Here is a 22,429-nt window from a genome sequence, read left to right as displayed (position 1 = left end):
CTAGCTGCTGCCCGTTTCCGGTGCGCGGCGGTGCTTGTGGTGCAGCGCGTAGCTGTCGAACACGTCCAGGGATGTTGTCCCCAAATGGCCGAACTTGCCGCGGAGCACTTCCGCCAGATCATCTAGGGCTGCCTGCAGCATCCGGCCCGCGAACTGGAGTTCGGCGTTGCCGGTGCCCTGGGCGTCGGACGCCAGACCGTGGGCATAAGCGATGGTGGCTGGAAGGGAACCCCGCTGCTCCACTTCGTGGAAATAGTAGCTTTCGTGGAACGAGACCAGGTCGATGCTCACCGACGCCACGTTTTCCGCCATGGATTCCAGCAGGGTCGCAGCATGCCCGGGGTCCAGCGCGCTGATGCCGTCGGTTCCCGCTGCTTCCCTGAACAGGTTCAGCTGGTGGGCGAGTGCCCGCCGTCGGCTCAGCGCCGGGTACATCTGGAGGATCCAGGACACCGTGGCGGTCAGCAGGCCGAATCCGGCCACGGCCTGGAAAGCCATGACCAGCCGGAGCAGCGGGTGCGCCGCAACGATCTCACCGAACCCGACCGTGGAGAGGGCGACGATCGAGACGTACAGGGCCTCGGCGAAGTTGCCGCCCCGGGGTACGCCGTCGCCGTAGATGAAGCCGTCCGGCAGGTGCGGCAGGTAGAGCAGCGCCCAGCCGATTGCCGCCAGGCTGGCCCAGGCGGCGATGACGGCGGCCATGGCCAGCGGTGCTGCGATGGAGGAGGCCCCGCCCCGGACTTTCCTGGTCAACAGCCAGAACCCCCGCATGATGGCCCTGCCCACCGGGCCAGACCCGTGGGGGTACAGCAGGGTGTGGAAGACATCTGCGAGCATCAGCAGAATCAGCGCGAGGCCCAGAAGCGTCCAGAGTGTGCCCTCGAAGTCCATGCCTCATCTTATGAGCGGGGTGACGGCTTGCCCGCTCCGGTTAGAACGGGCGGTAGGGTTTGGTTCCGGCATCAGGCAGTCCCGCGGACTGTGGCCGGGAGATGCCGGGCCGGGTCGAACGTGTCGTACGAAGACGCGCCTATGAGGAAGATACCGCGCTGCGGGATCCAGAAGTCCCCCAGCCGGGACTGGATGCGGAGGGGTGCGGGGGTGCCGAAATCTTCGCCGGCCAGTGATGCTGAGCTGCGCGCGACGAACCACAACCGGCGCGGTTCGGCCCGGAAGCCCTGCCCGTTGGGCACGCTTCCGGTGAGCCCGAGTTTGCCGGCGCGGAGGACCGGGCCCGCTGCGGCGCCCATGGCGCCGAGGAATGCCTTGCGCTCCAGCAGGGACTCGGGCATGGCAGTCAGCATCCCCGTCATGGCGTTGCTGATGGAGGTCGGCTCCAGTTCAAGGTCCCAGGTGAGGGCGGCATCGGCGACGGCGACAGTCAGGGCAGTGTCGCCGGTCCAGGTGACAGTAACGGGGCATTGGACGGATGCTTCCAGCGCAGCGCCAAAGTAGCGGGCGCAGGAGAGCTCGGGCGGCGCGTCGGCGTAGACGGTCCAGGCACCGGTAGGGCGTCGCAGCCACACGGATGTGTAACCGGGCCCAACGCTGGTGACGGGGAACCGGCGCATGGCCAGGACATGCCCGGAACTGAAGGGAAGCCCCATGACGCCGTAGCCGGAGAAGCGCTCGCCGTCGCCGGTGCCAAGCGTGGCATTCTGTTCGGCTTCAAGGACCTGGGCGCGGATGCTCTTCATGGATTCCTGACTCCCGGTCGGCGGTGCGGCTCAGTCTACGCCCGGGCCCCTGCGCCGACAACGGCGCCGGCATGGGTGGGCCCCGGAACCCTGAAAAGGGGCCCGGGGCCGTGCAGCAGGGGTTATGCCCTACTTATGCGAGCGTGGACTAGCCGGTGATCGTGATGTAGTTGCCGGTGTAGTCAATGAAGTGCAGCGTGTAGGTGAAGCTGCTGAGCGTGACGCTTCCTTCGAGCATTTCCTTGGTCCAGTTGCCGTTGGGGCAGGTCGCCAGGGCCTCGAAGTCTTCATCCGACGGGACGGGCGCCGAAGTCAGCTCTGGGACGGTGAGCCGGCCGTTCTTGGGCTCGAGTTTTCCGGTGGTCGACGGCACACTCTCGACCTGAGACTTGACCTCGACGATCTTGCCACCATGGTTGCGGCATTGGACCGTGGCCGTGTAAGTTGCGGTCAAGGTTGCCTGGGCGTTGGCGTTTCCGACGCCCGCCAATTCGTACTCGGAGCAAGTGACGGACAGGTCTGTTTCGTCGACGGTACATTCGATGGTTCCCGTCTGAAGATGCGTGCCCGTCGGGGCGGCAGCGGGATCAATGGTGGTGGCGGCCAGCGCCGGTGAAGTGAAGCCGAACAACAGCATCGCCAGCGCGGCGATGATTGTAAATAGTCGCTTATACATCTGTTTCTCCTGTAGCAAAAGTGGCAAGACATGGCCTCCGCTGATCAGCGGGATGAAGGGCCCCCAGCCAGTCCCCAAACGGACGGGCTGCCAGCAACGCTGTTGGCTGGCTTTTCCGGCATCCAGGAGATTAGTGCCGTTTCCGGCTATATTTTCTTACTGACATCTTGGATTCTTCCTACGCAGGCAACGCAAATTCGAACCCACCGCCTCCCAGCTAGTGGCAGGGCGCAATGCCGTCAGTAAAGGGCGACACGGAGGCCATTTCATCACCTCCCGGCGGGTACATTCTAAGTCCGGACAGTTTAGGGGGAGCCACAGCGGCGCCAAGTAGGGGAGGCCGGAGGGGGCATTAGGTAGGGGTTGGCGTCACGCGGATCCGGGCGATCCGCAGCCGGTCCATGGCGGTGACCGTCAGGACGTGCCCGTCCGCCTCCACCCGGTCGCCCACATGGGGCAGCCGTCCCAGCCGGTCGATCATGAACCCCGCCACCGTCTCGTACTGCCCTTCAGGCAGGGAGATCCCGGACGCCGACTCGAACTCCTGGAGGATCAGCCCGCCGTCGACGTCCACTGACCCCTCACCAACGGTGACGCTGTCCTCGTGGTCCGTGCCGGCGTCGTACTCGTCGTAGATCTCGCCCACCAGTTCCTCCACCAGGTCCTCGAGCGTGACGATCCCGTCCGTGCCGCCGTACTCGTCCACCACCAGGGCGATGTGGTGGCCCAGCCGCCGCATCCGGGACAGTGTGGGCATCACCTTGTTGGTGCCCGGCAGCGGCAGGATCTCGCGGACGATGGTCCGGACCGGGGCGGCGTCGTCAGTGCCGCTGCCCGGCATGAGGTCGCGGATGTGGACGAAGCCCAGGACCTCGTCGGGGCTGCGGCCGATCACCGGGTAGCGGGAGAACGGGCCGTTCCGTGCCAGCTCGCGGGCCTCCGCGACTATCAGGCCGCCGTCGATGAACGCCACCTCGGTGCGCGGCCGCATCACCTCCTGGAGGGAGCGGTTCCGGGCCCCGAACACGTCAGTAAGGATGTCGCGGCTCTCGTCCTCGAGCGTGTCGCTCTGGGCCACCATGTCCCGCAGTTCCTCCAGGCCCACGCTCTCCTGCGTGGCGCGGGGGTCGCCGCCGAAGAGCCGGACCACGGCGTCGGTGGACACGGAGAGCACCCAGACCGCCGGCCGCATCAGGTTGGACAGGACGTGCAGGGGAGGGGCCAGGACCCTGCTGAAGCCGACGGCGCTCTGCATCGCCAGCCGCTTGGGCACCAGCTCGCCCAGCACCAGGGACAGGTAGGCCACCAGCAGCGTCATGCCGATGAACGCCAGCGGTTCGGCCGCAGCGCCGAAGCCGGCGGCTTCAAGGAGGGGCTCGACGTCGGGCGCCAGCGTGGAGGCGCCGTACGCGGCGGAGAAGAAGCCGGAGAGGGTGACGCCGATCTGCACCGTGGAGAGGAACCGGTTGGGGTTGCCGGCCAGGGATGCGATCCGGGCGCCGTGCTTGCCGGCCTTTTCCATCCGGCGCACCTGGCTTTCGCGCAGCGAGACCAGCGCCATCTCCGTGCCGGCGAACACCCCGCCCAGCAGCACGAAGAAGAGGACCAGCAGGAAGTTGACCAGGGTGTCGGCGTCCATGGTCAGACACTACCGAAAAGCCGGCGGGACGCTACGCCGTGCTGCGCTTCCTGAGCCTCGACTTCAGGACGGTGGCCGTCAGCCAGGTGACGATGCTGCACGCGGCCGCGCCCCACAGGATGTCGGTGATGACGACGACGGCGGTGAAGTCCTTGAGCACGGCGAACCCGGTCAGGGCCCAGGTGGCGTAGGTGAAGACGCCGAACAGTGCCGCTCCCGTGACGCGCTGCCGCAGCGTGGCGTCCGGATCGTTGGGCCGCACGCCGTAGTGCACCACGCCCGCCACGAAGATGAGGTAGAAGAGGACGGCGCCGGCCAAGTTGGTGCTGGGCGCCAGCAGGTGGCCGATCTGGTTCTTGTACAGCGGGCTTGCCACCGTGAGGATCCACGCGACGTCCAGGACGGCGAAGATCACGGCGCCCACCACGTAGGCGGTCAGCCAGTTTCGAAGGCGGGGGTTCATGCTGCTCCTTGGCTCGGCGGGCAGGCGCACACGTGGTGCGTCCTACTCTGCGTTCGGAGCCGGAGGGGTGGGCAGATGGCCCTGCCCGCCGTCGCCTATGCCCGCGGCAGCCCGAGGTAGCGCGGCACGTTCCCGGCGTACTCCCGGTAGGAGGCCCCGAAAAGCCCGGCCAGCGTGGCCTCTTCTTCCAGGACAAAGGGGTGTTCCACCAGCAGTTCGGCCGGCATGGTCACCAGGACCCAGGACGAGCCGGCCAGCGTTCCCGCGCCCAGTTCGATCAGCCACCAGCCTACGTACATGGGGTGGCGGGTGAACGCGTACGGGCCCGTGGTCACCAGTTCTTCCGGCCGCTCGAGCGCGAAGGGGCCCGGCGAGCGGCGCCGCCGTTCGGCCAGCGCCCAGGCGTTAAGTCCGACGCCGGCCATCACCAGCGCGGTCCCTGCCGCCCGGTGCAGGGCACGCGGTCCGGGCAGCGGCAGGGGACGGAACCGGGCAAGGAGGAGGTCCGCGGCCATCGCAGCGACCACGGGGAACGGCAGCGGAAGGTTGTCGTACGTCGCCTTGGCCCGGCGAGCCAGGGAACCGATGGCGCCAGCCACGGTCAGGAGGGTTCCGCGGCGAAGCCCAGCCCGCGCTCGGCCAGGGCCGCTTCGAGGAGGCGGATGGCCCTGGGCCCGACCCCGTGCATGGCCAGGAGCTGGCCGGAAGGGTGTTCCGCCACCTGGGCCAGGGTGGTGATGCCGGCCAGGAGCAGGGCGCTGTTGGCCGGCCTGCCGAGGGGCGGCAGGTCGCCGATCTGCGCGGGCGTGTCACGGGTGCTCATGGGGATCAGGGTACTCGCGAGAGCGGGGGGTGCGCATTCCGCGTGCACACCCCCGCCTGATTACCTGGGCCCGCTCAGCCGAGGTCGGGGATGAGCAGGACTTTGCAGGCGTCTCCGGTGAGGAGTTCCACCGCTTCATCGATCTGGCTGAGTTTCATGCGGTGCGTGATGAGCCAGTCGAGGTCCAGTTTTCCGGAGTCGAGCAGCAGCAGGCTTTGTTCCCAGGTTTCCCAGAGCCGGCGGCCGAAGATGCCGCGGAGGGTGATGCCTTTTTTTGTTGATGTGGGCTGCGATATCGACTTCCGCGGGGCGGCTGGGGTGTCCGACGGTGATGACGGTGGCTTCGCGGCGGACGGCTTCGAAGAGGGTTGCCAGGGTGCCGGGGGCGCCGGAGCATTCGAAGGCGACGTCGAAGCCGCCGCGCCGGCCGGTGAGTTCGCGGCAGCGTTCGACGATGCCGTCGTTGGGGTGCAGTGCGACGGCGCCGAGCTTTTCGGCCTGGGCGCGGCGGTAGGGGTTGGGGTCGACGGCGATGACGTGGGAGGCTCCCATGAGCAGTGCCAGGTTGACGACGACGAGGCCGACCGGTCCTGCGCCGCTGACGAGCACGGCGCGTCCTGCGACGGAGTAGTTCGCGCGCTGGATGGCGTGGACGGCGACGCCGGCGGCTTCGAGCAGGGCGCCGGATTCCAGGGACAGTCCGGTGGGGAGTTTGACGCAGATGTCCTGGGGGACCGCTGCGTATTCGGCGAAGACACCGTCGATGTGCATGCCGAGGATGCCGGTCCGTTCGCAGGCGTGTGCATCTCCCGTGCGGCAGGGGAAGCATTGTCCGCAGGTCAGGTGGCTTTCGAGGGCGACCTGGTCGCCGACCTTCAATCCGGTAACGCCGGCGCCGACTTCGACGACGGTGCCTGCGCCTTCGTGGCCGAGGATGACGGGGAGGTTGAGGTTGAAGGCCTGGGCGGAGGGGGTCCATTCGTAGAGTTCCCGGTCGGTGCCGCAGAGGGACGCGGCCCCTACCTGGATGACGACTGACCCTTCCGTGGCTTTGGGGTCTCCGGCGTCGGTGACGTACTTAACGCCTCGCTCGGCCGCGTTCTTTACTACTGCCCGCATTGGGGGCCGCCTTTCGTTGGTTCTGGTGATGCGTGGAGCATTTGCTTGTGAGTGTTAGCCGGCGGTTTGGCCGGCGAAGCGGCGCAGGATGTCGGTAGGGCCCACCTGGCCGCCCTTGAGGACGAGCCGGCAGCCGGCAACGGCGGAAGCGCCATCGGCCTGCAAGATCGGTCCTGCGGTGACGAACTGGTCGGAGACCCGGAGTTCGCGGACACCCATGGCGATGAGTGCGTGGCTGGACGTATCGCCGCCACAGACTGCGATGTCGCGGGTGAGCCCGGCGCCTGCCATTCGTGCGGCGACGCCGCCGATCAGCGCGCCGACGTAGCCGGCGTCCAAGGGTGCGGCGGTTCCGTAGCGTGGGTCCGCAGCGCCGCGGGTGGTGTGGACCACGACGTTCCGGCCGGCCCGGAGGGCAGCGGAGACCTGTTCATCCAGGGCTGCCAGGGCCGCCGGGTCGTGGTGTTGCAGCAGCCCGGCAGGGACGGGGACGTCTTCCCAGCCGTGGGTGAGGGCGTCGTTGATCTGCTCTGCCGTGGTGCTGGAGGCTGAGGCGCTGACGGCAAGGACAGGTCCCGAAGGCCGCTGCGGTCCGGGGGCGCGTGGGGCGTGGTCGGAGACGGTCCGTGCCAGGGCCGCCATGATGCCGCCGGATCCTACGACGATGGAGGGCCCGTGGCCGTGCTCTTCCCGGGTGAGGGCTTCGGCGACGGCGTCCATGTGGTGTTCGTCCACGGCGTCGACGACGAAGGCCTGCGCGCCGGGGTCCCGCCGGCGGGCCGCCCAGGCGTCCTTGAAGGTGCCGTCGTCGTAGGCGGGCAGGTGGATCGCGTCCGGTTCCCGGGCGCCGCCGAGTTGTTCGGCGAGGACCCGGCGCAGGTCGGCTTCGGCCATGGGGGTGGAGGGGTGCCGGGACATAACGGGGTGGCGGTCCAGCCGGTAGGTCTTGCCGGCGTAGGTCGCGTAGTGGTTGCTGAAGGCGGTGTACCGGCCGAACCCCGGTTGGGCCGGGACCACGGGGATCGGGCCGTGCAGGGGGAACTGCTCATGGAGAAGCTGGATGCCGCGGCCGATGCTGCCGACGGTGGTGGAGCTGTCGAAGGTGGAGCAGACCTTGTAGAGCAGCACCTCCAGGTTCAGTGGTGCGATGCCTGCCAGGTCCCTGCGGACCAGGGTGTCGAAGGCTTCCCCGGCCAGGGACCTGGAGGGCCCGGCGATGCCGACGACGTCAGCATCGGCGGGCAGCGGCCCGTCCCCGATGACGAGGACAGCTTCGAGGCCGTAGCGGTGGGACTGGGCCAGGACGTCAGCGGCTCCGGTGAGGTCGTCGGCGACGAAACCGAAAGCGGGCATGTCAGGCACCTTTCGCGAAGGTTTGGACTGCGTGCAGGAGTGCATTGTCCCCCGTTGAGGCGAGTTTGTCGGCTGCCGCCTTGAGCGGGACTCCGTCCACGGCAGCTTCCCAGGCCTGGCGCAGGCTGCGCACCCCGGCGCCGGGGCCGTCGGGGTGGGCGGCGACGCCGCCGCCGGCGAGCATCATCAGGTCCGTTGAGCCGACGGCTTCGAAGGTGGGCCCTGGGGTGGTGACGTTTTGGCCGGAGGACAGGACGGGCAGCGGGGCGATCGTCTCACCGAGGGGTTCGAACAGGCTGCGGATGTTTGCGGCCACCTCTTCGTCCAGTTCGTAGAACTTGCTGCCCAGTCCGCTGGCGTGCAGGTGGTCGGCGCCTGCGAGGCGGGCCATCTGCTGCCAGACCCGGTAGTCCATGCCCAGGGCCTTGGACCGCATCGAAGCGGCGAGGCCGGCGCGGTGGCCGTGGATCGGGACTTCGGCGAAGCTGCGCAGCATGGCCAGGGCGGGCAGGCCCATGACGGGGATGTTCAGCATCACGCAGCGGCCGCCGGCTTCGACGACGAGGTCGTGGCGTTTGCGCAGGCCCGCGAGGTCGCCGGTGATGTTGAAGGCATACATGGTGGCGTGGCCGGTGACTTGCTCGGCGGCGCGGATCTCTTCGGTGGCGACAGCGACCCGGCGTTCCAGGGGCAGGTACGCGGGGTCGGTCATCAGTTCGTCGTCTTTGATCAGGTCAATGGAGGCCATCGCCAGGTCGCGGACCACGAGCCGGAATTCCTCTTCGGAGAGTCCGACGTTGGGCTTGACGATGGTGCCCACCATGACGCCCTGGACGTCGCTGATGAGTTTGCGGGTCCCTTCGATGCCGAATGCCGGGCCGGGGTGGGCGGCAACGAAGTCTTCGTGCAGGGCTATGTCCTGCAGGCGGCAGGCGTAGAGATCGCCCAGTTCGAAGAGGTTGCCGGCGATGGCGGTCTGCAGAGTGGCCAGGTCCGTGCCGACGTTCTCCATCGGGAAATCGACGGTGACAAGGGCAGCCCGGACCTTCTCGGGAGTTGACCGTGAAGGCAGGGAGGGCCGGCAAAAGCCGAGCTCCTGAACGTTCGAGATGCGCGCGGCGTGCCGCTCACGGATCCGGGCTGACTCGCCCGGTACCGGCAGGAACGTGCCGCTGGACTGCTCGCCGGCCATGATGGCTGCGGCCTTTTCGGGGTCGATTTCGGACTCTAGGTAATAGGTGCAGCGCACCGAGCGCGGGTCGCGCATGGGTTCTCCGTCCAGGAAGGGGATGTGCAAGGAAAGGTTCAGACTGCGGCGATGACCGGGTCGGCCGGCTGCAGGCCCCCGGCCCGCTTCAGGGCCCAGGACGCGACGATCGGGGCGAGCAGCGCTGTCACGAGGACGGCGGTGGCGGCCTGGGCTGAAGCGGAGGCGACGAAGGGTTCGAACCTTGGGTCGGCGACGGCGACTACTGCAGGGACGGCGACGGCGTTGCCGGCCGTGGTGCCGGCGGCGAAACCGATGCCGCTCTTGGAGCCCCGGCGAAGGATGAACCGGTACCCGAGATAGGTCAGGCCTCCGGTGAATACGACGACGATCAACCCGAGGAAGATCCCGGCGAAACCGCCGGTGAGCACGGTTTTGAGGTTGATGCCGGTGCCAACTGCGAAGGACATGAACGGGATCACGATGTTCGGCACGTGGTCCAGGGCCTTCGTCCACTCGCGGTCCACGGCGCCGATGATCAGGCCGATGATGAACGGGATCAATGCCGCGGCAAAGGCGAGTACCGGGATGTCGCCCAGCCCGGATGCGCCCAGGAAGATCAGGGCCAGGAACGGCCCGTCATCAAAGGCGCTGGCGACGTAGGCGCCCTCGTCCCGTTCGTCGCCGTACTGGCCGGCGAACGCCAGCCACAGGGCGCCGTTGCTGTTGCCGAAGATTGCCAGCATCGCCAGGATCGATACGCCTGCGATGCCGTCGATGCCGACCATCAGGCCCAGGATCACGGCAATCGTGGCCGGGATCAGGGTCTTGCAGACCAGCACCACGGTGGTGGTGGAGGCGGCGGCCTTGCCGCTGTGGCTTCCGGTGATCTGTGCGCCGGTGGCGAGGATCAGCACGGCGATCAGCGTCAGGGCGCCCTCCTTGAACAGCGCGGTGGTGAAGCCGCCTATTTTCAGGGCTTCGGGCGCGAAGGTGTTCATCAGCACGCCCAGTACGAGCGGGATCAGCATCATGCCTGCGGGGACCTTCTGGAGGACGGCAAACATTGGGAAGCGTGAGCGCCCGGTCCTCAAGTGCATCTGTGTCATTTACTCGACCTTTCTACGTCATTGTATGTTCCAGTCGACGGAGCAAGTCCGTACAATTAGTACGTACATTACCTGTGGTTTGGATCACCCGTCAAGCAGGGGAGGCCAGGCCCCGGGGCTAAGATGTGCTCAAGCGGCAAAGGAGTCAGAGTGGGTGTGCAACCAGCCGGGGCAGAGCCCCGGGAGCGGGTCAACGGCCTGAACCGGGAGGAAGGCCCGCCCCTTCATGCGCAGATCCGGGACATCCTGCACCGGCAGATCGTGGAACGGCCCCTGCTGCCCGGGTCGCCCCTTCCCACCGAAGAGGAACTCCAGAAACAGTTCGGTGTCTCCCGCAGCGTTGTACGCCAGGCGTTGTCCGGACTCTCCGACCTTGGACTGATCCGCCGCCAGCGCGGCCGCGGCAGCGTCGTGGCCGCCGCCCCGGTCCTGCGCCGGCATCTGCAGCGGGCCGGCGGGCTGGACGAACAGGCCGCCGCCCACGGCCAGCGCCTGCGGACGCACGTCCTTTCCGTCGAGCACGAGGCCCCGCCCGAGCCGGCGGTGAACGCCCTGAATACCACCAACACGTGGAAAATCGAACGCATCCGCTACCTGGAGGACGTCCCGGTGGCATTCATGAGGACCTGGGTGCCTCGCGACCTCTTTCCGCATTTCACCAAGGAACTGCTGGAGAACGCCTCACTGCTTGGCCTCATGCGCGAGCACGGCTACCATCCGGCGGGCGGGCCCAGGCAGGTCCAGGCGGTGGCCGCAGATGCCGACCTGGCTCACAAACTCAATTCGAACGTCCGCGAACCCCTGCTCCTGCTGCAAGGGGTGACACGCGACGCGCTCGGCCACGGCCTGGAATGGTTCAACGTCTGGCACAGCCCCAATACCGTCTTCGACGTGGATGCGCAGGTCACATCGCAGCCCGGACGCGTATCCGAAGAACACCTCCGGCGCCTGCGGAACCTGACCCGTCAGCTTGAATCGGAACTGGCTGATCTTGAACGGGGCGCCGGGTAAGGCACCCGGCGGGCGCCGCCGTCGTGCCTTCCCGCAACGGCCCATACAACAGCGTTCCTGCTCCGAAGACCTAGTGGGCAGTGTGCCACGTAGCTTTAGGGAAGAGGACGGATCGAATGAAGGACGCAGACCGCAAGGCGCTCATAATCCTGCTGGTTGCGGCGGTGGTGGGGGTGCTCGTCGCCGTCGCGGGTAGCCAGGGCGGCGCAACGGTGGGCGGCTTCCCCCTGTTCGCGCTGGGGGTGGCGGCCGCGTTCCTGATCCAGTGGCTGGCGTTCATCCCGGCGTTCAAGGCCCAGACCGAGACGTACTATGATCTCACCGGCGCCCTGACCTACATTTCCATCACCGTCCTCCTGGTGCTGCTGACCCCCGGCGTGGATGCGCGGGCGCTGCTGCTCGCGGCCATGGTGGTGGCGTGGGCGGCACGGCTGGGAAGCTTCCTGTTCCGCCGCGTCCGCAGGCACGGCAAGGACGACCGGTTCGACGAGCTCAAGCCCTCCTTTTTCCGCTTCCTGAACACCTGGACGCTGCAGGGTCTCTGGGTGGTCCTCACGGCCGCCGCAGCCTGGATCGCCATCACCTCCGCCACCCGCGTGGCCCTTGATGCGTGGGCGCTCGCCGGCTTTGTGGTGTGGGCCGCAGGCTTCGGCATCGAGATCGCGGCGGACAGCCAGAAGCGCCGGTTCAAGGCGGACCCGGCCAACGAGGGGAAGTTCATTTCGACCGGCCTCTGGTCCAGGTCCCGCCATCCCAACTACTTCGGTGAAATCGTGCTCTGGATCGGCGTGCTGCTGATTGCCGTGCCGGTCCTGGAGGGCTGGCAGTGGGTTGCCCTGCTGTCCCCGGTGTTCGTCGCATTCCTGCTCATCAAGGGCAGCGGCATCCCGCCCCTGGAGAAGAAGGCCGACAAGAAGTGGGGCGGCCAGCCCGACTACGAGGCGTACAAGAAGAACACCCCGGTGCTGATCCCGGCATTCCGCTAGTCCGGCGCCCCGGCGCAGATCACGGGCGCCGGTGCGTCAGCCTCTGTTCCCGGCCCCGCCACATGGGTACGGTGTCCGCATGCAGAAGATATCGATTGACGCCCTGGCCCGCCAGCAACTCGAGGCCGCCACGGCGGTCTCCAGCGGGCGGGCCTCCGACACCGTGTTCGGCGGCCACGAAAAGAGGCTGCGGCAGACCGTGATGGCCTTCCGCGCCGGCACCCAACTGAGCGAGCACCAGAACCCGGGCGAGGCCACTGTCTACGTGATCAAGGGATCCGTGTGGCTGAAGTCCGGCGGCGAGGCCTGGCAGGGCAAGGCCGGGGACCTGCTGATCGTCCCGGACGGGCTGCACAGCCTGGAGGCCGAGGAGGACTCTGCGGTCCTGTTCACGGTGGTCAAGACGGACCGGTGATTTCAGTACGACGGCGGCGCCGGGCGTTCGCCTATTCCACCACCGCTGCCGGGACCTTGCCGCTGTCCTGGACGGCAGGGGTGCCGCGGCGCCGCCAGTAGGCGGCCAGAAGCGCGCCGGAGACGTTGTGCCAGACGGAGAAGATGGCGCCGGGCAGCGCCGACTCGGGCGTCAGGTACTGCCGCGCCAGCCCCGCTGCCAGGCCGGAATTCTGCATGCCGACCTCGATCGCCGTCGTACGCCGGGACGGGACGGGCAGCTTGAAGAGGCGCGCGGCGGCGTACCCGAGGGCGTAGCCCAGGCCGTTATGCAGGATGACGGCGGCGAGGACCAGCAGGCCTGCCGCGAATATGGCCTTGGCGCTTGCCGACACCACGGCAATCACCACGACTGTGATGGCGAGCACCGAAATCCAGGGCAGGGCGGGCAGGGCCGTGTTGACCAGGCGCGGCAGGAAGACCCGGATGACGAGTCCCAGCAGGACGGGGAACAGGACTATCTGGACGATGGACAACGCCATGGAACCGGCGTCCACCGGCATGTACTGGCCGGCCAGCCACAGGGCAAGCAGGGGCGTCAGCAGCGGAGCGATCAACGTTGACACGGTGGTCATCGCCACGGACAGGGCCACGTCGCCCTTGGCCAGGTAGGACACCACGTTGGACGCGGTGCCGCCGGGGCAGCAGCCGACCAGGATGACGCCCGCGGCGAGCGCCGGAGGCAGTCCGAGTGCCGCGGCCACCAGCCAGCCGAGGAACGGCATGATGGCGTACTGGGCCACCACGCCGATGACCACCGGGACGGGCCGCTTGGCAATGACGGCGAAATCCGGGGGAGTGAGCGTCAGCCCCATGCCGAACATGATGAGCCCCAGGAGGGGGTTGATCCAGGGGCCCGAGCCGGAGAACGCGGCCGGCGCGGCAAGCGCGACGGCACCGCCGGCAAGGATGAGAAGCGGGAAAAGCGTGACGGCGATGCGGGCGCTGCGTTCTTCGGCTGATGACGTTGTGGCGGGTCCGGATAAAGGAGGCATACCTACCGGATTATCACGGGACGGGCCCGGTTCCAGAATCAGCCGTTCCCCGCCGTAACGGTTTGGCAATTCGATGGCGTTTGTGGACCGGATGCTTAGGGGTGGACGGGTACTCCGTTCTGGTCCACGGGGAAGCTGTCGATGACGTGGCCTGTGGCTGTCTCGATAATGACCACGGAATCCGCCGGCCAGGCAGGGTCGGGGACAACGGTATAGTCCACATCCGAGACATTGGTGACCTTGCCGGCGTCGTTCAGTGCGCGGTTGAAGGCGTCGACCACTTTGCCGGTCCTGACGTTGACGGCCACGGTTTCCTGCGGCAGTCCCGTGGCGTCACCGGACAGCGGCGTCGCATTCCACCAGCCCTCGTACCCGCCAATGGTCGTCGGCTGTTCAGGCACTGCCGCCGCTGCCGGCGCGTGGGCGGGTGCGGCGGTCTCTCCGCCGGCGCAACCCGCCAGCGCGATGGCTGCAACAATTCCTGTGAGCCCCAGTCCAACTTTCACAACTTCCCCCAGAGTTGGTGCGACAAAGTTTGCACCGGCCGCAGAGCCGGGCCGGTGCATATGCTCCTAAGCCTAGGGGAAGCTATTCAGCGGCCCGTCCAGCCACTGCTCCACCTCACTCTGCGGGCGCTAGCCGCAGGCCGGGTAGGATCGAACGGTTGCCGGACTGCGGCCACAGTTTTGGGGGAAACACGTGAAAACAATGTCTTTAAGGCGCGCCGCGAAGCCGCACCGGAAACCAGGCCGACGCCGGATGCGCCCGCCGCTGCGGGCGGCGGCCACCACGCTGTCAGCCGCCGCCGCACTCCTGCTGGCTCCCGCCGTCGTCGTGCTTCCTGCCCACGCCGACGCCGGACTCGTGGTAGGCCCCGGCGTCCAGCCGCTGGGCATAGCCGAAGGGCCGGACGGCACCCTCTATGTCAGCGACTACGACTTCCATGGCAGCATCAGCGTCTACCCGCCCGGGGAGACCAGGCCGTCCCGCACCATCGCGGCCCACTTCCCGACGTCGCTGGCCGTGACGCCGGACGGGACGCTGTATGTGTCCCAGTCCGGTGGATCCGGCAAGGGGGAAATCGGGATGGTGGCCCCTGGATCGGACAAAGCCACCCTGGCGATCAAGGTGTCCGGCGGGTCGCATTGGCTGGCGGTCGGACCGGAGGGCTCCCTGTACATGGTGGACTCGGCCGAAAATTCGGTGTCCGTCGTGAAGCCCGGTGATGCCCGCGTGGAACGCCACATCCAGGCCGGGCCGTCCCCGGTGGAGGCGGCCGTGGCCGTGGACGGGACCGCCTACATCACCAATCAGTTGGCCGGCACCGTCAGTGTGGTTCCGGCCGGCGCTCCGGCACCTTCACATACCATCGACGTCGGCACCAAGGCCCAGCCCCACGGGATTGCGGCAGCGCCGGACGGGACCGTGTATGTGGCCGGCATCCTCACGAATGACCTGGCGGTGATCAGAACCCGGCGGCACCGCCGTGGCACGGCGGATTCCCGTGGGCACTGCCCCGCAGGAGGTGGTGGCCGGTGCCGACGGGACGGTGTATGTCACCAACAGCTTGGACGACACGGTCTCCGTCATTCCCGCCGGAGCGGCCGCTGCCTCCCAGACCGTACCCAGCGGGGACGATCCCGGCCGGATGGCTGTCCGCCGCGACGGATCTGTTGTGGTGGTGAACAGGGGCGACAAGTCATTGACGGTGATAGAGCCTCCGACGGCGGCACCCGCCACAGCGGCTTCGCTGGAGCAAGGCGCGGCAGGCGGTGCCGGTCCCGGTGGCGCACCAGCAGCGGCAGAACCAGCCAACCCGGGTGCCGTGCTTAGCCTTCCGGTGATGGCCGGTGTGGTTGGCGGCCTGGTGCTGTGCGCCTCAGCCGCCGTTGTCTTGCTGCTGCGCCGCCGGACAGCGCTCTGACAGCAACGGGCAATACGGTTGGGCTCGAAGAGCATATGGGCGATTCAGGCTCCGCCGGTGATGACCGGCGGAGCCCTCAGGCCCTGCTCACGGGTTACTGCTGCGCCGGGCCCAGGGGATCGGGAGTGACCGGCTGGTCGTTGGCCGTCAGGTCGATGCCGAAGTCCTTGGCGAAGACCAGGCGGGTGGACTTGTAGATGCCGGTGTGGTTCTCGTCGAGCTCGAAGACGCGGGCGCCGCGGAGCCGGTTCCGTTCGGCGCCGGGCAGGCCGTACGCGCCGAAGCCGGTACCCGGGCCATAGCCGAGTTCAACGCCGTAGTAGTTGCCGACGTAGGTGTTGACGTGGTCGTGGCCCACAAAGTAGCCGCGCACGTCGCCGCGCTCCAGGAAGGCGTTGAACAGGCCTGAGTTGAAGGGGCCAGGGCACTCGTCCTCGTTCCGTTCACCCACGATGCTGTGTTTCTTCACGGCACGCTGGTGGTCGGCGTCCGTCCGGGAGTCCAGGCTCGCGAACCACATGTTGCGGTGCTCGTGCAGGGCGATGTGGCCCCACATCAGGGACGGGATCTTCCGGCCGTACTTCTGCTCGGTGGCGATGGAGAGGTTCCGGTACCAGGTGACCTGGTCCATCCGTACCCAGTCCCAGTCCGGGTACCCCTCGAAGTCCTGCCCGTTGATGCTGTCCGGGGCGTAGCGGCCGGTGTCGATGAGCCACAGTCCGAAGGCAGGATCCTTGGACTTTGAGGACTGCACCAGCAGCAGCGAGTTGGAGGTGCCGGTGACGCCATCGGTGGTGTCGCCGTTGACGTTGTACTCGTAGCTCTGCAGGAACTGCAGCATCCTGGCTTCGGTCATGCCGGTCTTCGCCGCGGAGTCCTCGTCGTGGTTGCCGAACGTGACGGCCCAGGGGATCTTCCGGCTCTCCATCGGCTTCACCACCTGGTTCAGCGCCTGCTTGACCTCCAGTTCGGTGTCGCAGCCGCCGTTGATGACGTCCCCGTTGATCACCACGAAGTCCGGCTTTTCCGCGTCAAGCGTGCGGTCCATGAGCTCGATGGTGCGGCGGTCGGTCTGCTCGTCGTCCTGCGTGTCGTTGAACTGGACCACTTTGAACCGGCCGTCGGGCCGGAATGCCAGGGTGGGTTTGGGGGCCTTGGCGCCCGGGGCGGCGGTGGCTCCGGTGCCCGCAGCCACTGCGGCGCCCAGGGCGCCGAGGGCGCCGGCGGTCGCCAGGGCAGCCCTCCGGCTGAACGTGTGCTGGTCGATCTTGATGGTCATCGCTGCCTCTTCCGCGTCATGCGCGGCGGGATTCCCGCCGCCGTCCCAGCGACTCTAGGAAGCCGCGGGAACCGGTTCCCAAACGCAGGGTGAACAGCTGCGGCCACTCGCCCAAAGGGACACGGGATGCCGCCCCGCTGGAGTGATCCTACGACGGCGGCGGGCGGCTTCAGTCGATCGCCTCGATGCCTTGGCGCTTCAGATCCTCCAGGTGGTTCAGCATGTGCTGCAGCGCCTCGGGGGAGTGCGGCTGCCAGTCCTTGACTTCGTCGAGCACCCGGAGGGGGTCGCGGGTGCGGTAGGACCGGGTGGGGTTGCCCGGGAACTTCTTGTCCGTCAGGTTGGGGTCGTTTTCGAACGGGCCGGTGGGCTCCACCTGGTAAATCCTGCCGGCTCCCTCGCCCGTGCTGAGTTCGGCGCCCCAGGTGGCCGCATCCAGGGTGGCCGTGAAGTAGATGTGGTTCGCGGTCTTCCGTCCCCCGTAGTTGGAGGCGTAGCCGGGAACCAGCAGGTCGCCGGGCTGCAGGTCTGCCCTGGTGCCGTGGAAGAAAGGTCCTGCATCATTGGGGTTGGCCGGGTGGGATTCCATGCTGCCTCCTTGAGTGCGGGCTTCCACCCTAGCCAACCCCGCACCAAACGTCAGCGAAGGTCCGCAGGCCGGGTGCCGCCGTCGTGCGCTGCATTTCAAGGGTGATGCGGGAGCAGTGCCCTTGCGAAAGGGGCCTACGCCTGGTGCTGGTTGCGGCGTAGTCTTCAGCGCATGACCAAGGACGGGGAACGGGCGGCGCTCATCGCGTTTCTGGTCCAGGCCGTGCTCGCCGGCGGAAACGCCATTGGCATCCGCTTCAGCAACCGCGAGCTCGAGCCATTGTGGGGGGGCCGGCCTGCGGTTCGCGCTTGCCGCTGCAATACTCCTAACTGTCATGGCGGTGCTCAGGCTGGCGCTGCCGCGCGGACGGGCGCTGGCCGGTTCCATGTTGTACGGCCTGTTCAACTTCGGCCTGTCGTTCGCCCTGATCTACTACGGCCTGGTCCGCGTGCAGGCCGGCCTCGCCCAGACCTTGCTCGCGATTGTGCCGCTCGCCACGCTGCTGCTTGCGGTCCTCTGGCGGCAGGAGCGCGTCCGCGCCGCGGCAGTCATCGGCACTCTGCTCGCGCTCGCGGGGGTAGCCCTGATGTCACGTGATTCCCTGCAGCGTGACGTGCCCCTGACCTCTGTCCTCGCCGTCGTGGGTGGCGCGTTCTGCTTCGCGCAGGCCCTGGTGCTCGTGCGCCGGTTCCCGGGGGCGCACCCGGTGACCATGAACGCAGTGGGCATGACCTCAGGAGCAGCCGTCCTGCTCACCGCCGCCATGGCCGCAGGCGACCCGCTGGTGATCCCGCAACGTATCGAGACGTGGCTGGCATTGGGCTACCTGGTGGTCATCGGGTCGGTTGTGGTGTTCCTGCTCTACCTCGTGGTCCTCCAGTCCTGGCCGGCCACGCGGGCTGCGTACGGGTTCGTCATCATCCCGTTCGTAACCGTCCTGCTCTCCGCATGGCTCGACGATGAACCGGTCACCACCAACCTGGTGCTCGGCGGTCTGCTGGTCCTTGCGGGTGTGTATGTCGGCGCGCTGCGCCCGGGAAGAACGCCGCCGCCAGAGGGGCAGAATTCCGACACTGACCGGTCCGATGGCCATTGAGGGCGACGTCTGCGGGGAAGGTTCGATTCCATCTCCCACCGTGCCAGCCGCAAATCAGCGTGTCACCGCGGGCTTCGAATGCCGCTGTAGGCCACCGCCACCCCTGCCAGGAAGACCAGGACGGCGAGGTAGACCGGACCCAGGTGCCCGAGCGTGGCCAGGCCCCACGGATAGTGCGCGGGAAGGGCGACGGCGAGCCCGACGACCGGGACGGCAACAGCGGTCGCGAACGCCCACCGTTCTCCCCGGCGCACGCCGTACCAGGAGAGGCCGGCGATGGCCAGGCCGGTCGCCGCGATAAAGCCGGCAAGGGCGATATGGATATGGCTGATGTAGTGCGACAGCTGCGGGCTGAACGCCTCGATCTCCGCTTTCCCCTTGTCCACCTGCTCCGGGCCGATGCCCAGTTCAAGGAAGGCGCCGGCGAAATTGAGTACCAGGAACACCGCGGCGTACCCCACGAAGGCCAGCCCGCCCAGCGTCATGAGGGCGGCTCCCGTCCGGAGGCGGGACTGGTTCGCGGGAGGATTTTGGATGGCGGCCATGGCCACCGCCTTCTTTCGGATGGACGCAGGTACTGGCATAAGACTCCCTGGCCGTGGGGCTGTCAAGAGAGATCTTTCGGCCGCGTGCCGCAAGCCGGGCGCCGCCGTCGTACGCTGAAATCCGGACCGTAATGGATGGGGAGGCAGACGTGGCGGAAACGACGGCGGACACGCAGCTGGACGAGGTGCTGGCTGAACTGGCCGGGCTCGAGGACGCGAAGATGCGCGCGGTGAACGAGAGGCACGGCGACGACCACGGCGTGAACCTCAGCCAGCTGCGCGCGGTGGCCAAGCGGCTGAAGACGCAGCAGGACCTCGCGGTAACGCTGTGGGGGACGGGCGATACCGCGGCGCGGCTGCTGGCACTGCTCATCTGCAAACCCAAGGCGTTTGGGCGGGACGAGCTGGACGTAATGCTGCGGCAGGCGGGCGCCCCCAAGGTGCAGGACTGGCTGGTGAACTACGTGGTGAAGAAGAGCCCGCACGCCGAGGAACTGCGCGTCGCGTGGCTGGCCGACCCGGACCCGGTGGTGGCCAGCGGGGGCTGGGCACTGACGTCTGACAGGGTCGTGAAGAAGCCCGAGGGCCTGGACCTGCCGGGCCTGCTGGACACCATCGAGGCGGAGATGAAGGACGCCCCGGACCGGTTGCAGTGGGCGATGAACACGTGCCTGGCGCAGATCGGGATCGAGCACGCCGAGCACCGGGAGCGTGCGCTCGCCATTGGGGAGCGGCTGGAGGTGCTCAAGGACTATCCGACGCCGCCAGGCTGCACGTCGCCGTTCGCGCCCGCGTGGATCGGGGAGATGGTGCGGCGCAAGGGGGAGTAAGGGGGCTCTTGCCCGTGCCGCGGTCACCCAAGCGCGCGCAGGAACGCCGTGGCGTCCGCGGCCACCCGGTCGGGGTGCTCCCACAGGACCAGGTGCCCGGCGTCGGGATAGACCTTCAGTACGGCGCCCGGAATCCGGGCCGCCAGGACCTCCTGGTCCTGCAGCGGCAGCAGGTCGTCCCGGCCGCCGTAGATGATCAGCGTGGGCGCCCGGACGGCACCGGCTTCCGTGGGCGGGGCCGCTGACGTCAGACCGGCCAGGATCTTCTTCCACGCGTGGGCAGGCATCCGGACGCCGTCCCGTACCCGATCCTCCAGGTACCAGGCGGGAACGGGCTGGTGCATCGTGAACCAGGAAAGCGACCCCCGGACCCAGTCCTCGTCGATGGGGTCTGTCAGCTGGTCCACCTCGTCGGCGAAGGCCGGCCGGCCCTGCAGACTCAGCGATGATCCCACCAGGACCAGCCCGGCCACCCGCCCGGGATGCGCCGCGGCCAGCTGCTGGCCAACATAGCCGCCGCTGGAGGACCCGAGGACGAACGCGGCATCCACGCCCACGGCGTCCAGGATGGCGGCGGCGTCCTCGGCCTGCTCCGCCAGCGAGTAGCCGTCCTCGGGTTTGTCCGCCTCGCCCTGCCCGCGGAGGTCCGGCGCGTAGGTCCGGAAGCCCGCCAGCCCGGGCAGCAGGCGGTCGAAGCAGCGGCGGGATTCGCCCCAGGCGTGCAGCAGGAGCAGCGGCTTGGCCTCCGCGCCACCCTGGATCAGGCACGGCACCGTGATGCCCGTGCGCAGGGACAGGTTCCGGACCTGGGACTCCATGGCATCAGCGTACGCCGTGACTTGAGCTGCGGCGTCCTTCAATGGCCAGGGCAACCGGAACCGGGACAGCCTTCGCGGTCACGGGGCGCTGCTGATAATCCCGGTTTCGATGGCATGCGTTGCCGCCTGCGTCCGGGAGTTCACACCGAGCTTGTCGAAGATGTTGCTGACGTGGCGCTGGACGGTCCGTTCGCTGAGGAACAGCTCCGCCCCGATTGCCCGATTGGTCAGGCCATGGACGATCAGCCCGAGCACCTGGACCTCGCGAGGCGAGAGGCCGTGCTGTGACGGACTGCCGGGGCGCAGGAGCATTCCGTCGACCACCTGCTGGTCGGGACGGGCGCCGAGGCGCGTGAAAACCGCGCGCGCCGATTCGAGCTCAAGGTCCGCCGCCTCGTCGTCCCCCACACCCCGGTACGCCGTGGCCAGGAGCACCGAGCAGCGCGCCGTCTCGTAGGGGACGTCAAGGTCCCGCCATAGTCCGGCGGCCCGCCGGAGCTCGGGAAGCGCCGTCGGCCACTCATCGTTGGCCAGAGCCAGCTCGCCACGGGCCCGGGCGTGGGCGGCACGCACGCTGTCGGAATTGAAATGCCCGGCCAGGCTTCCGAGCTCGGCTGCCGCGGCCACGGCTTCCGCGCCTGCCCCCGCCGCGAGGAGGACGGTCACTGCCGCAGGCAGCAGCTCCACCCGAGCGCTCGGCCCCACGGATTCGCCGAGCGCGCGCCGGATGCCCGCTGCCGCGGCGGGCACGTCTCCCAGGCAGAGCCTGAGCAGGGCCAGCCCCGGCTGTGTCGGGCCGCCGGCGAATGCCGCAGCCCGGTAGGCGGCCTCTGCTTCGGCGAAGTTGCCGAGCAGGCGGTGCGACTCACCGAGCTCGTAACGCGGATGGCCGATGAGGCGGGCACCTGCCCCCTCAGCCAGGCCCCGGCAGGCCTCCTCCAGCTGCGTGATGGCATCCGTCCACTGGCCTGCCAGGCGGAGGTGCGCGGCCCGGTAGGTCAGGCAGTTACCGTAGAAGGGCCCGCCGAATGGAGGGACAGTATCGAGCCAGGATCCGAGGGCAGCGCTCCATTCCCGGACCCGTGAGAGGTCGCGGGCCTCCACCTGGCAGGTGCCGATCGCTGCGCAGAAGAGCAGGCTGGTGGTCCGCGGGGTCGTCTCTCCTGCCAGGACGCGGAGCATCGCGTCGTCGAGGCAGTCCAGCCCCTCCGGAAGGCGGCCGGAGCGGACCAGGGCGCGGCCGGTGAGGAGCGTCGCGAAGGCGAGCTGGTCGCCGTCGTGCACTGCTGCGGCCCCCTCGCGGGCGCGGCCGAGGAGCCCCAGAGCCTCGTCAGTAGCGCCTGTTGCGATCCGGGCGTAGGCCGTGGTGATGAGCAGCCAGCCGGGTTCCTTGCCCGCGTCGTCCGGGCCGAGCTCACGGGCCCGTGCCATCCAGCCGTTGGCCTGGGCGAACTCGCCGTTGAGGTTGTACGCCTCCCACAGCCAGAAGGCAGAGGCCACCGCCGGACGGACCTGGCCCCTCGCCGCCCGCGCCTCGAAGGAATGCATCAGCGCGGCGATCGCATCGTCCCGCAGCCCTGCGATCTGGGCGCACTCGGCGAAGCATTCAACATCTTCAATATCAAGGCCCGTGGGCCCGCCGGCGGCGCGGAACTCGTCGCATGCCTGACGCCACGCGGACGCCTTGTGGAACGCCCGGGCCCGCGTGAGGTGATTTACGTCGTCGGCCACGTCAACCTCCTGATCACCACTATGCATCGTTGGACTGGGCATAACTACCCAGTGGCGGTCGCGGAAGGTGGCGGGACCTGCCG

The 22,429-nt window shown here is 68.2% G+C and carries 26 protein-coding genes; 6 read left to right on the top strand and 20 right to left on the bottom strand.

Annotated elements, in window-relative coordinates; all coding sequences use genetic code 11:
* The 11 genes from ACPEE0_RS14860 to ACPEE0_RS14810 form a co-directional block, all read right to left on the bottom strand.
* Positions 1-894 carry a potassium channel family protein gene (locus ACPEE0_RS14860; RefSeq protein WP_424574770.1) on the bottom strand — a complete coding sequence of 298 codons (894 nt, stop codon included), beginning with the start codon at positions 892-894 and terminating at the stop codon, positions 1-3.
* Between the two features lie 71 nt (positions 895-965).
* Positions 966-1,700 (bottom strand): hypothetical protein, encoded by a 735-nt coding sequence (locus ACPEE0_RS14855; RefSeq protein WP_424574769.1) that lies wholly within the window; start codon positions 1,698-1,700, stop codon positions 966-968.
* Positions 1,701-1,848: 148 nt separating this feature from the next.
* On the bottom strand, positions 1,849-2,376 hold the full coding sequence (locus ACPEE0_RS14850; RefSeq protein ID WP_424574768.1) for a hypothetical protein: 528 nt from the start codon (positions 2,374-2,376) through the stop codon (positions 1,849-1,851).
* A gap of 352 nt (positions 2,377-2,728) precedes the next feature.
* Positions 2,729-4,015, bottom strand: a complete 1,287-nt coding sequence (locus ACPEE0_RS14845) for a hemolysin family protein (RefSeq protein ID WP_424574767.1) — start codon at positions 4,013-4,015, stop codon at positions 2,729-2,731.
* Positions 4,016-4,046: 31 nt separating this feature from the next.
* Positions 4,047-4,478, bottom strand: coding sequence for a DUF2177 family protein (locus ACPEE0_RS14840; RefSeq protein ID WP_424574766.1), 432 nt, complete (start codon positions 4,476-4,478; stop codon positions 4,047-4,049).
* Positions 4,479-4,573: 95 nt separating this feature from the next.
* The gene (locus tag ACPEE0_RS14835; protein WP_424574765.1) at positions 4,574-5,077 is read right to left on the bottom strand and encodes a methyltransferase family protein; all 504 of its coding nucleotides are present in this window, start codon (positions 5,075-5,077) and stop codon (positions 4,574-4,576) included.
* Between the two features lie 2 nt (positions 5,078-5,079).
* Positions 5,080-5,301: a hypothetical protein gene (locus tag ACPEE0_RS14830; RefSeq protein ID WP_424574764.1), complete on the bottom strand. Its 222-nt coding sequence runs from the start codon at positions 5,299-5,301 to the stop codon at positions 5,080-5,082.
* 135 nt (positions 5,302-5,436) lie between these two features.
* Positions 5,437-6,420, bottom strand: coding sequence for a zinc-dependent alcohol dehydrogenase (locus tag ACPEE0_RS14825; protein ID WP_424574763.1), 984 nt, complete (start codon positions 6,418-6,420; stop codon positions 5,437-5,439).
* Positions 6,421-6,474: 54 nt separating this feature from the next.
* Positions 6,475-7,773, bottom strand: coding sequence for a four-carbon acid sugar kinase family protein (locus ACPEE0_RS14820; protein ID WP_424574762.1), 1,299 nt, complete (start codon positions 7,771-7,773; stop codon positions 6,475-6,477).
* Position 7,774: 1 nt separating this feature from the next.
* Positions 7,775-9,040, bottom strand: coding sequence for a RuBisCO large subunit C-terminal-like domain-containing protein (locus ACPEE0_RS14815; protein ID WP_424574761.1), 1,266 nt, complete (start codon positions 9,038-9,040; stop codon positions 7,775-7,777).
* A 38-nt stretch (positions 9,041-9,078) separates the two neighbouring features.
* Positions 9,079-10,089, bottom strand: coding sequence for a 2-keto-3-deoxygluconate permease (locus tag ACPEE0_RS14810; RefSeq protein ID WP_035753323.1), 1,011 nt, complete (start codon positions 10,087-10,089; stop codon positions 9,079-9,081).
* Positions 10,090-10,239: 150 nt separating this feature from the next.
* On the opposite strand from ACPEE0_RS14810, the gene ACPEE0_RS14805 reads away from it, so the two are divergent.
* From ACPEE0_RS14805 to ACPEE0_RS14795, 3 genes are all read left to right on the top strand, one after another.
* On the top strand, positions 10,240-11,100 hold the full coding sequence (locus ACPEE0_RS14805) for a GntR family transcriptional regulator (protein WP_424574760.1): 861 nt from the start codon (positions 10,240-10,242) through the stop codon (positions 11,098-11,100).
* Positions 11,101-11,216: 116 nt separating this feature from the next.
* Positions 11,217-12,086: a DUF1295 domain-containing protein gene (locus ACPEE0_RS14800; RefSeq protein WP_424574759.1), complete on the top strand. Its 870-nt coding sequence runs from the start codon at positions 11,217-11,219 to the stop codon at positions 12,084-12,086.
* A 79-nt stretch (positions 12,087-12,165) separates the two neighbouring features.
* The gene (locus ACPEE0_RS14795) at positions 12,166-12,501 is read left to right on the top strand and encodes a cupin domain-containing protein (RefSeq protein ID WP_009358750.1); all 336 of its coding nucleotides are present in this window, start codon (positions 12,166-12,168) and stop codon (positions 12,499-12,501) included.
* Between the two features lie 31 nt (positions 12,502-12,532).
* Here the strand turns inward: ACPEE0_RS14795 and ACPEE0_RS14790 are convergent, their stop codons facing one another.
* The 4 genes from ACPEE0_RS14790 to ACPEE0_RS14775 all read right to left on the bottom strand — a co-directional run bounded on the left by ACPEE0_RS14790 (position 12,533) and on the right by ACPEE0_RS14775 (position 14,781).
* On the bottom strand, positions 12,533-13,534 hold the full coding sequence (locus tag ACPEE0_RS14790; protein ID WP_424574758.1) for a bile acid:sodium symporter family protein: 1,002 nt from the start codon (positions 13,532-13,534) through the stop codon (positions 12,533-12,535).
* A 95-nt stretch (positions 13,535-13,629) separates the two neighbouring features.
* Positions 13,630-14,040, bottom strand: coding sequence for a hypothetical protein (locus ACPEE0_RS14785; RefSeq protein ID WP_407709107.1), 411 nt, complete (start codon positions 14,038-14,040; stop codon positions 13,630-13,632).
* Positions 14,041-14,329: 289 nt separating this feature from the next.
* Complete coding sequence (locus tag ACPEE0_RS14780; RefSeq protein ID WP_424574757.1) at positions 14,330-14,479, bottom strand: hypothetical protein; 150 nt, start codon at positions 14,477-14,479, stop codon at positions 14,330-14,332.
* A gap of 14 nt (positions 14,480-14,493) precedes the next feature.
* Positions 14,494-14,781, bottom strand: coding sequence for a hypothetical protein (locus ACPEE0_RS14775; RefSeq protein ID WP_424574756.1), 288 nt, complete (start codon positions 14,779-14,781; stop codon positions 14,494-14,496).
* A gap of 257 nt (positions 14,782-15,038) precedes the next feature.
* Here ACPEE0_RS14775 and ACPEE0_RS14770 point away from each other — a divergent pair, with 257 nt between their 5' ends.
* Positions 15,039-15,458 carry a hypothetical protein gene (locus tag ACPEE0_RS14770; protein WP_424574755.1) on the top strand — a complete coding sequence of 140 codons (420 nt, stop codon included), beginning with the start codon at positions 15,039-15,041 and terminating at the stop codon, positions 15,456-15,458.
* Positions 15,459-15,552: 94 nt separating this feature from the next.
* Here the strand turns inward: ACPEE0_RS14770 and ACPEE0_RS14765 are convergent, their stop codons facing one another.
* Together ACPEE0_RS14765 and arr are read right to left on the bottom strand one after the other, a co-directional pair.
* Positions 15,553-16,737, bottom strand: coding sequence for a metallophosphoesterase family protein (locus ACPEE0_RS14765; RefSeq protein ID WP_407709109.1), 1,185 nt, complete (start codon positions 16,735-16,737; stop codon positions 15,553-15,555).
* 169 nt (positions 16,738-16,906) lie between these two features.
* The gene (gene arr / locus ACPEE0_RS14760) at positions 16,907-17,326 is read right to left on the bottom strand and encodes an NAD(+)--rifampin ADP-ribosyltransferase (protein ID WP_407709110.1); all 420 of its coding nucleotides are present in this window, start codon (positions 17,324-17,326) and stop codon (positions 16,907-16,909) included.
* A 334-nt stretch (positions 17,327-17,660) separates the two neighbouring features.
* On the opposite strand from arr, the gene ACPEE0_RS14755 reads away from it, so the two are divergent.
* On the top strand, positions 17,661-18,422 hold the full coding sequence (locus tag ACPEE0_RS14755) for a DMT family transporter (protein ID WP_424574754.1): 762 nt from the start codon (positions 17,661-17,663) through the stop codon (positions 18,420-18,422).
* 62 nt (positions 18,423-18,484) lie between these two features.
* Here the strand turns inward: ACPEE0_RS14755 and ACPEE0_RS14750 are convergent, their stop codons facing one another.
* Positions 18,485-18,967, bottom strand: coding sequence for a hypothetical protein (locus ACPEE0_RS14750; RefSeq protein ID WP_407709112.1), 483 nt, complete (start codon positions 18,965-18,967; stop codon positions 18,485-18,487).
* Between the two features lie 131 nt (positions 18,968-19,098).
* On the opposite strand from ACPEE0_RS14750, the gene ACPEE0_RS14745 reads away from it, so the two are divergent.
* On the top strand, positions 19,099-19,797 hold the full coding sequence (locus ACPEE0_RS14745; RefSeq protein ID WP_407709113.1) for a DNA alkylation repair protein: 699 nt from the start codon (positions 19,099-19,101) through the stop codon (positions 19,795-19,797).
* Positions 19,798-19,820: 23 nt separating this feature from the next.
* Here ACPEE0_RS14745 and ACPEE0_RS14740 read toward each other — a convergent pair whose 3' ends face one another.
* The gene (locus ACPEE0_RS14740) at positions 19,821-20,615 is read right to left on the bottom strand and encodes an alpha/beta fold hydrolase (RefSeq protein ID WP_424574753.1); all 795 of its coding nucleotides are present in this window, start codon (positions 20,613-20,615) and stop codon (positions 19,821-19,823) included.
* A gap of 78 nt (positions 20,616-20,693) precedes the next feature.
* The gene (locus tag ACPEE0_RS14735; protein WP_424574752.1) at positions 20,694-22,346 is read right to left on the bottom strand and encodes a LuxR C-terminal-related transcriptional regulator; all 1,653 of its coding nucleotides are present in this window, start codon (positions 22,344-22,346) and stop codon (positions 20,694-20,696) included.
* Positions 22,347-22,429: the final 83 nt, after the last annotated feature.

The sequence above is a fragment of the Arthrobacter sp. SD76 genome, assembly GCF_049726125.1.
Taxonomy (GTDB): Bacteria; Actinomycetota; Actinomycetes; order Actinomycetales; family Micrococcaceae; genus Arthrobacter; species Arthrobacter nitrophenolicus.
This window is presented reverse-complemented; position numbering and strand designations above follow the sequence as displayed.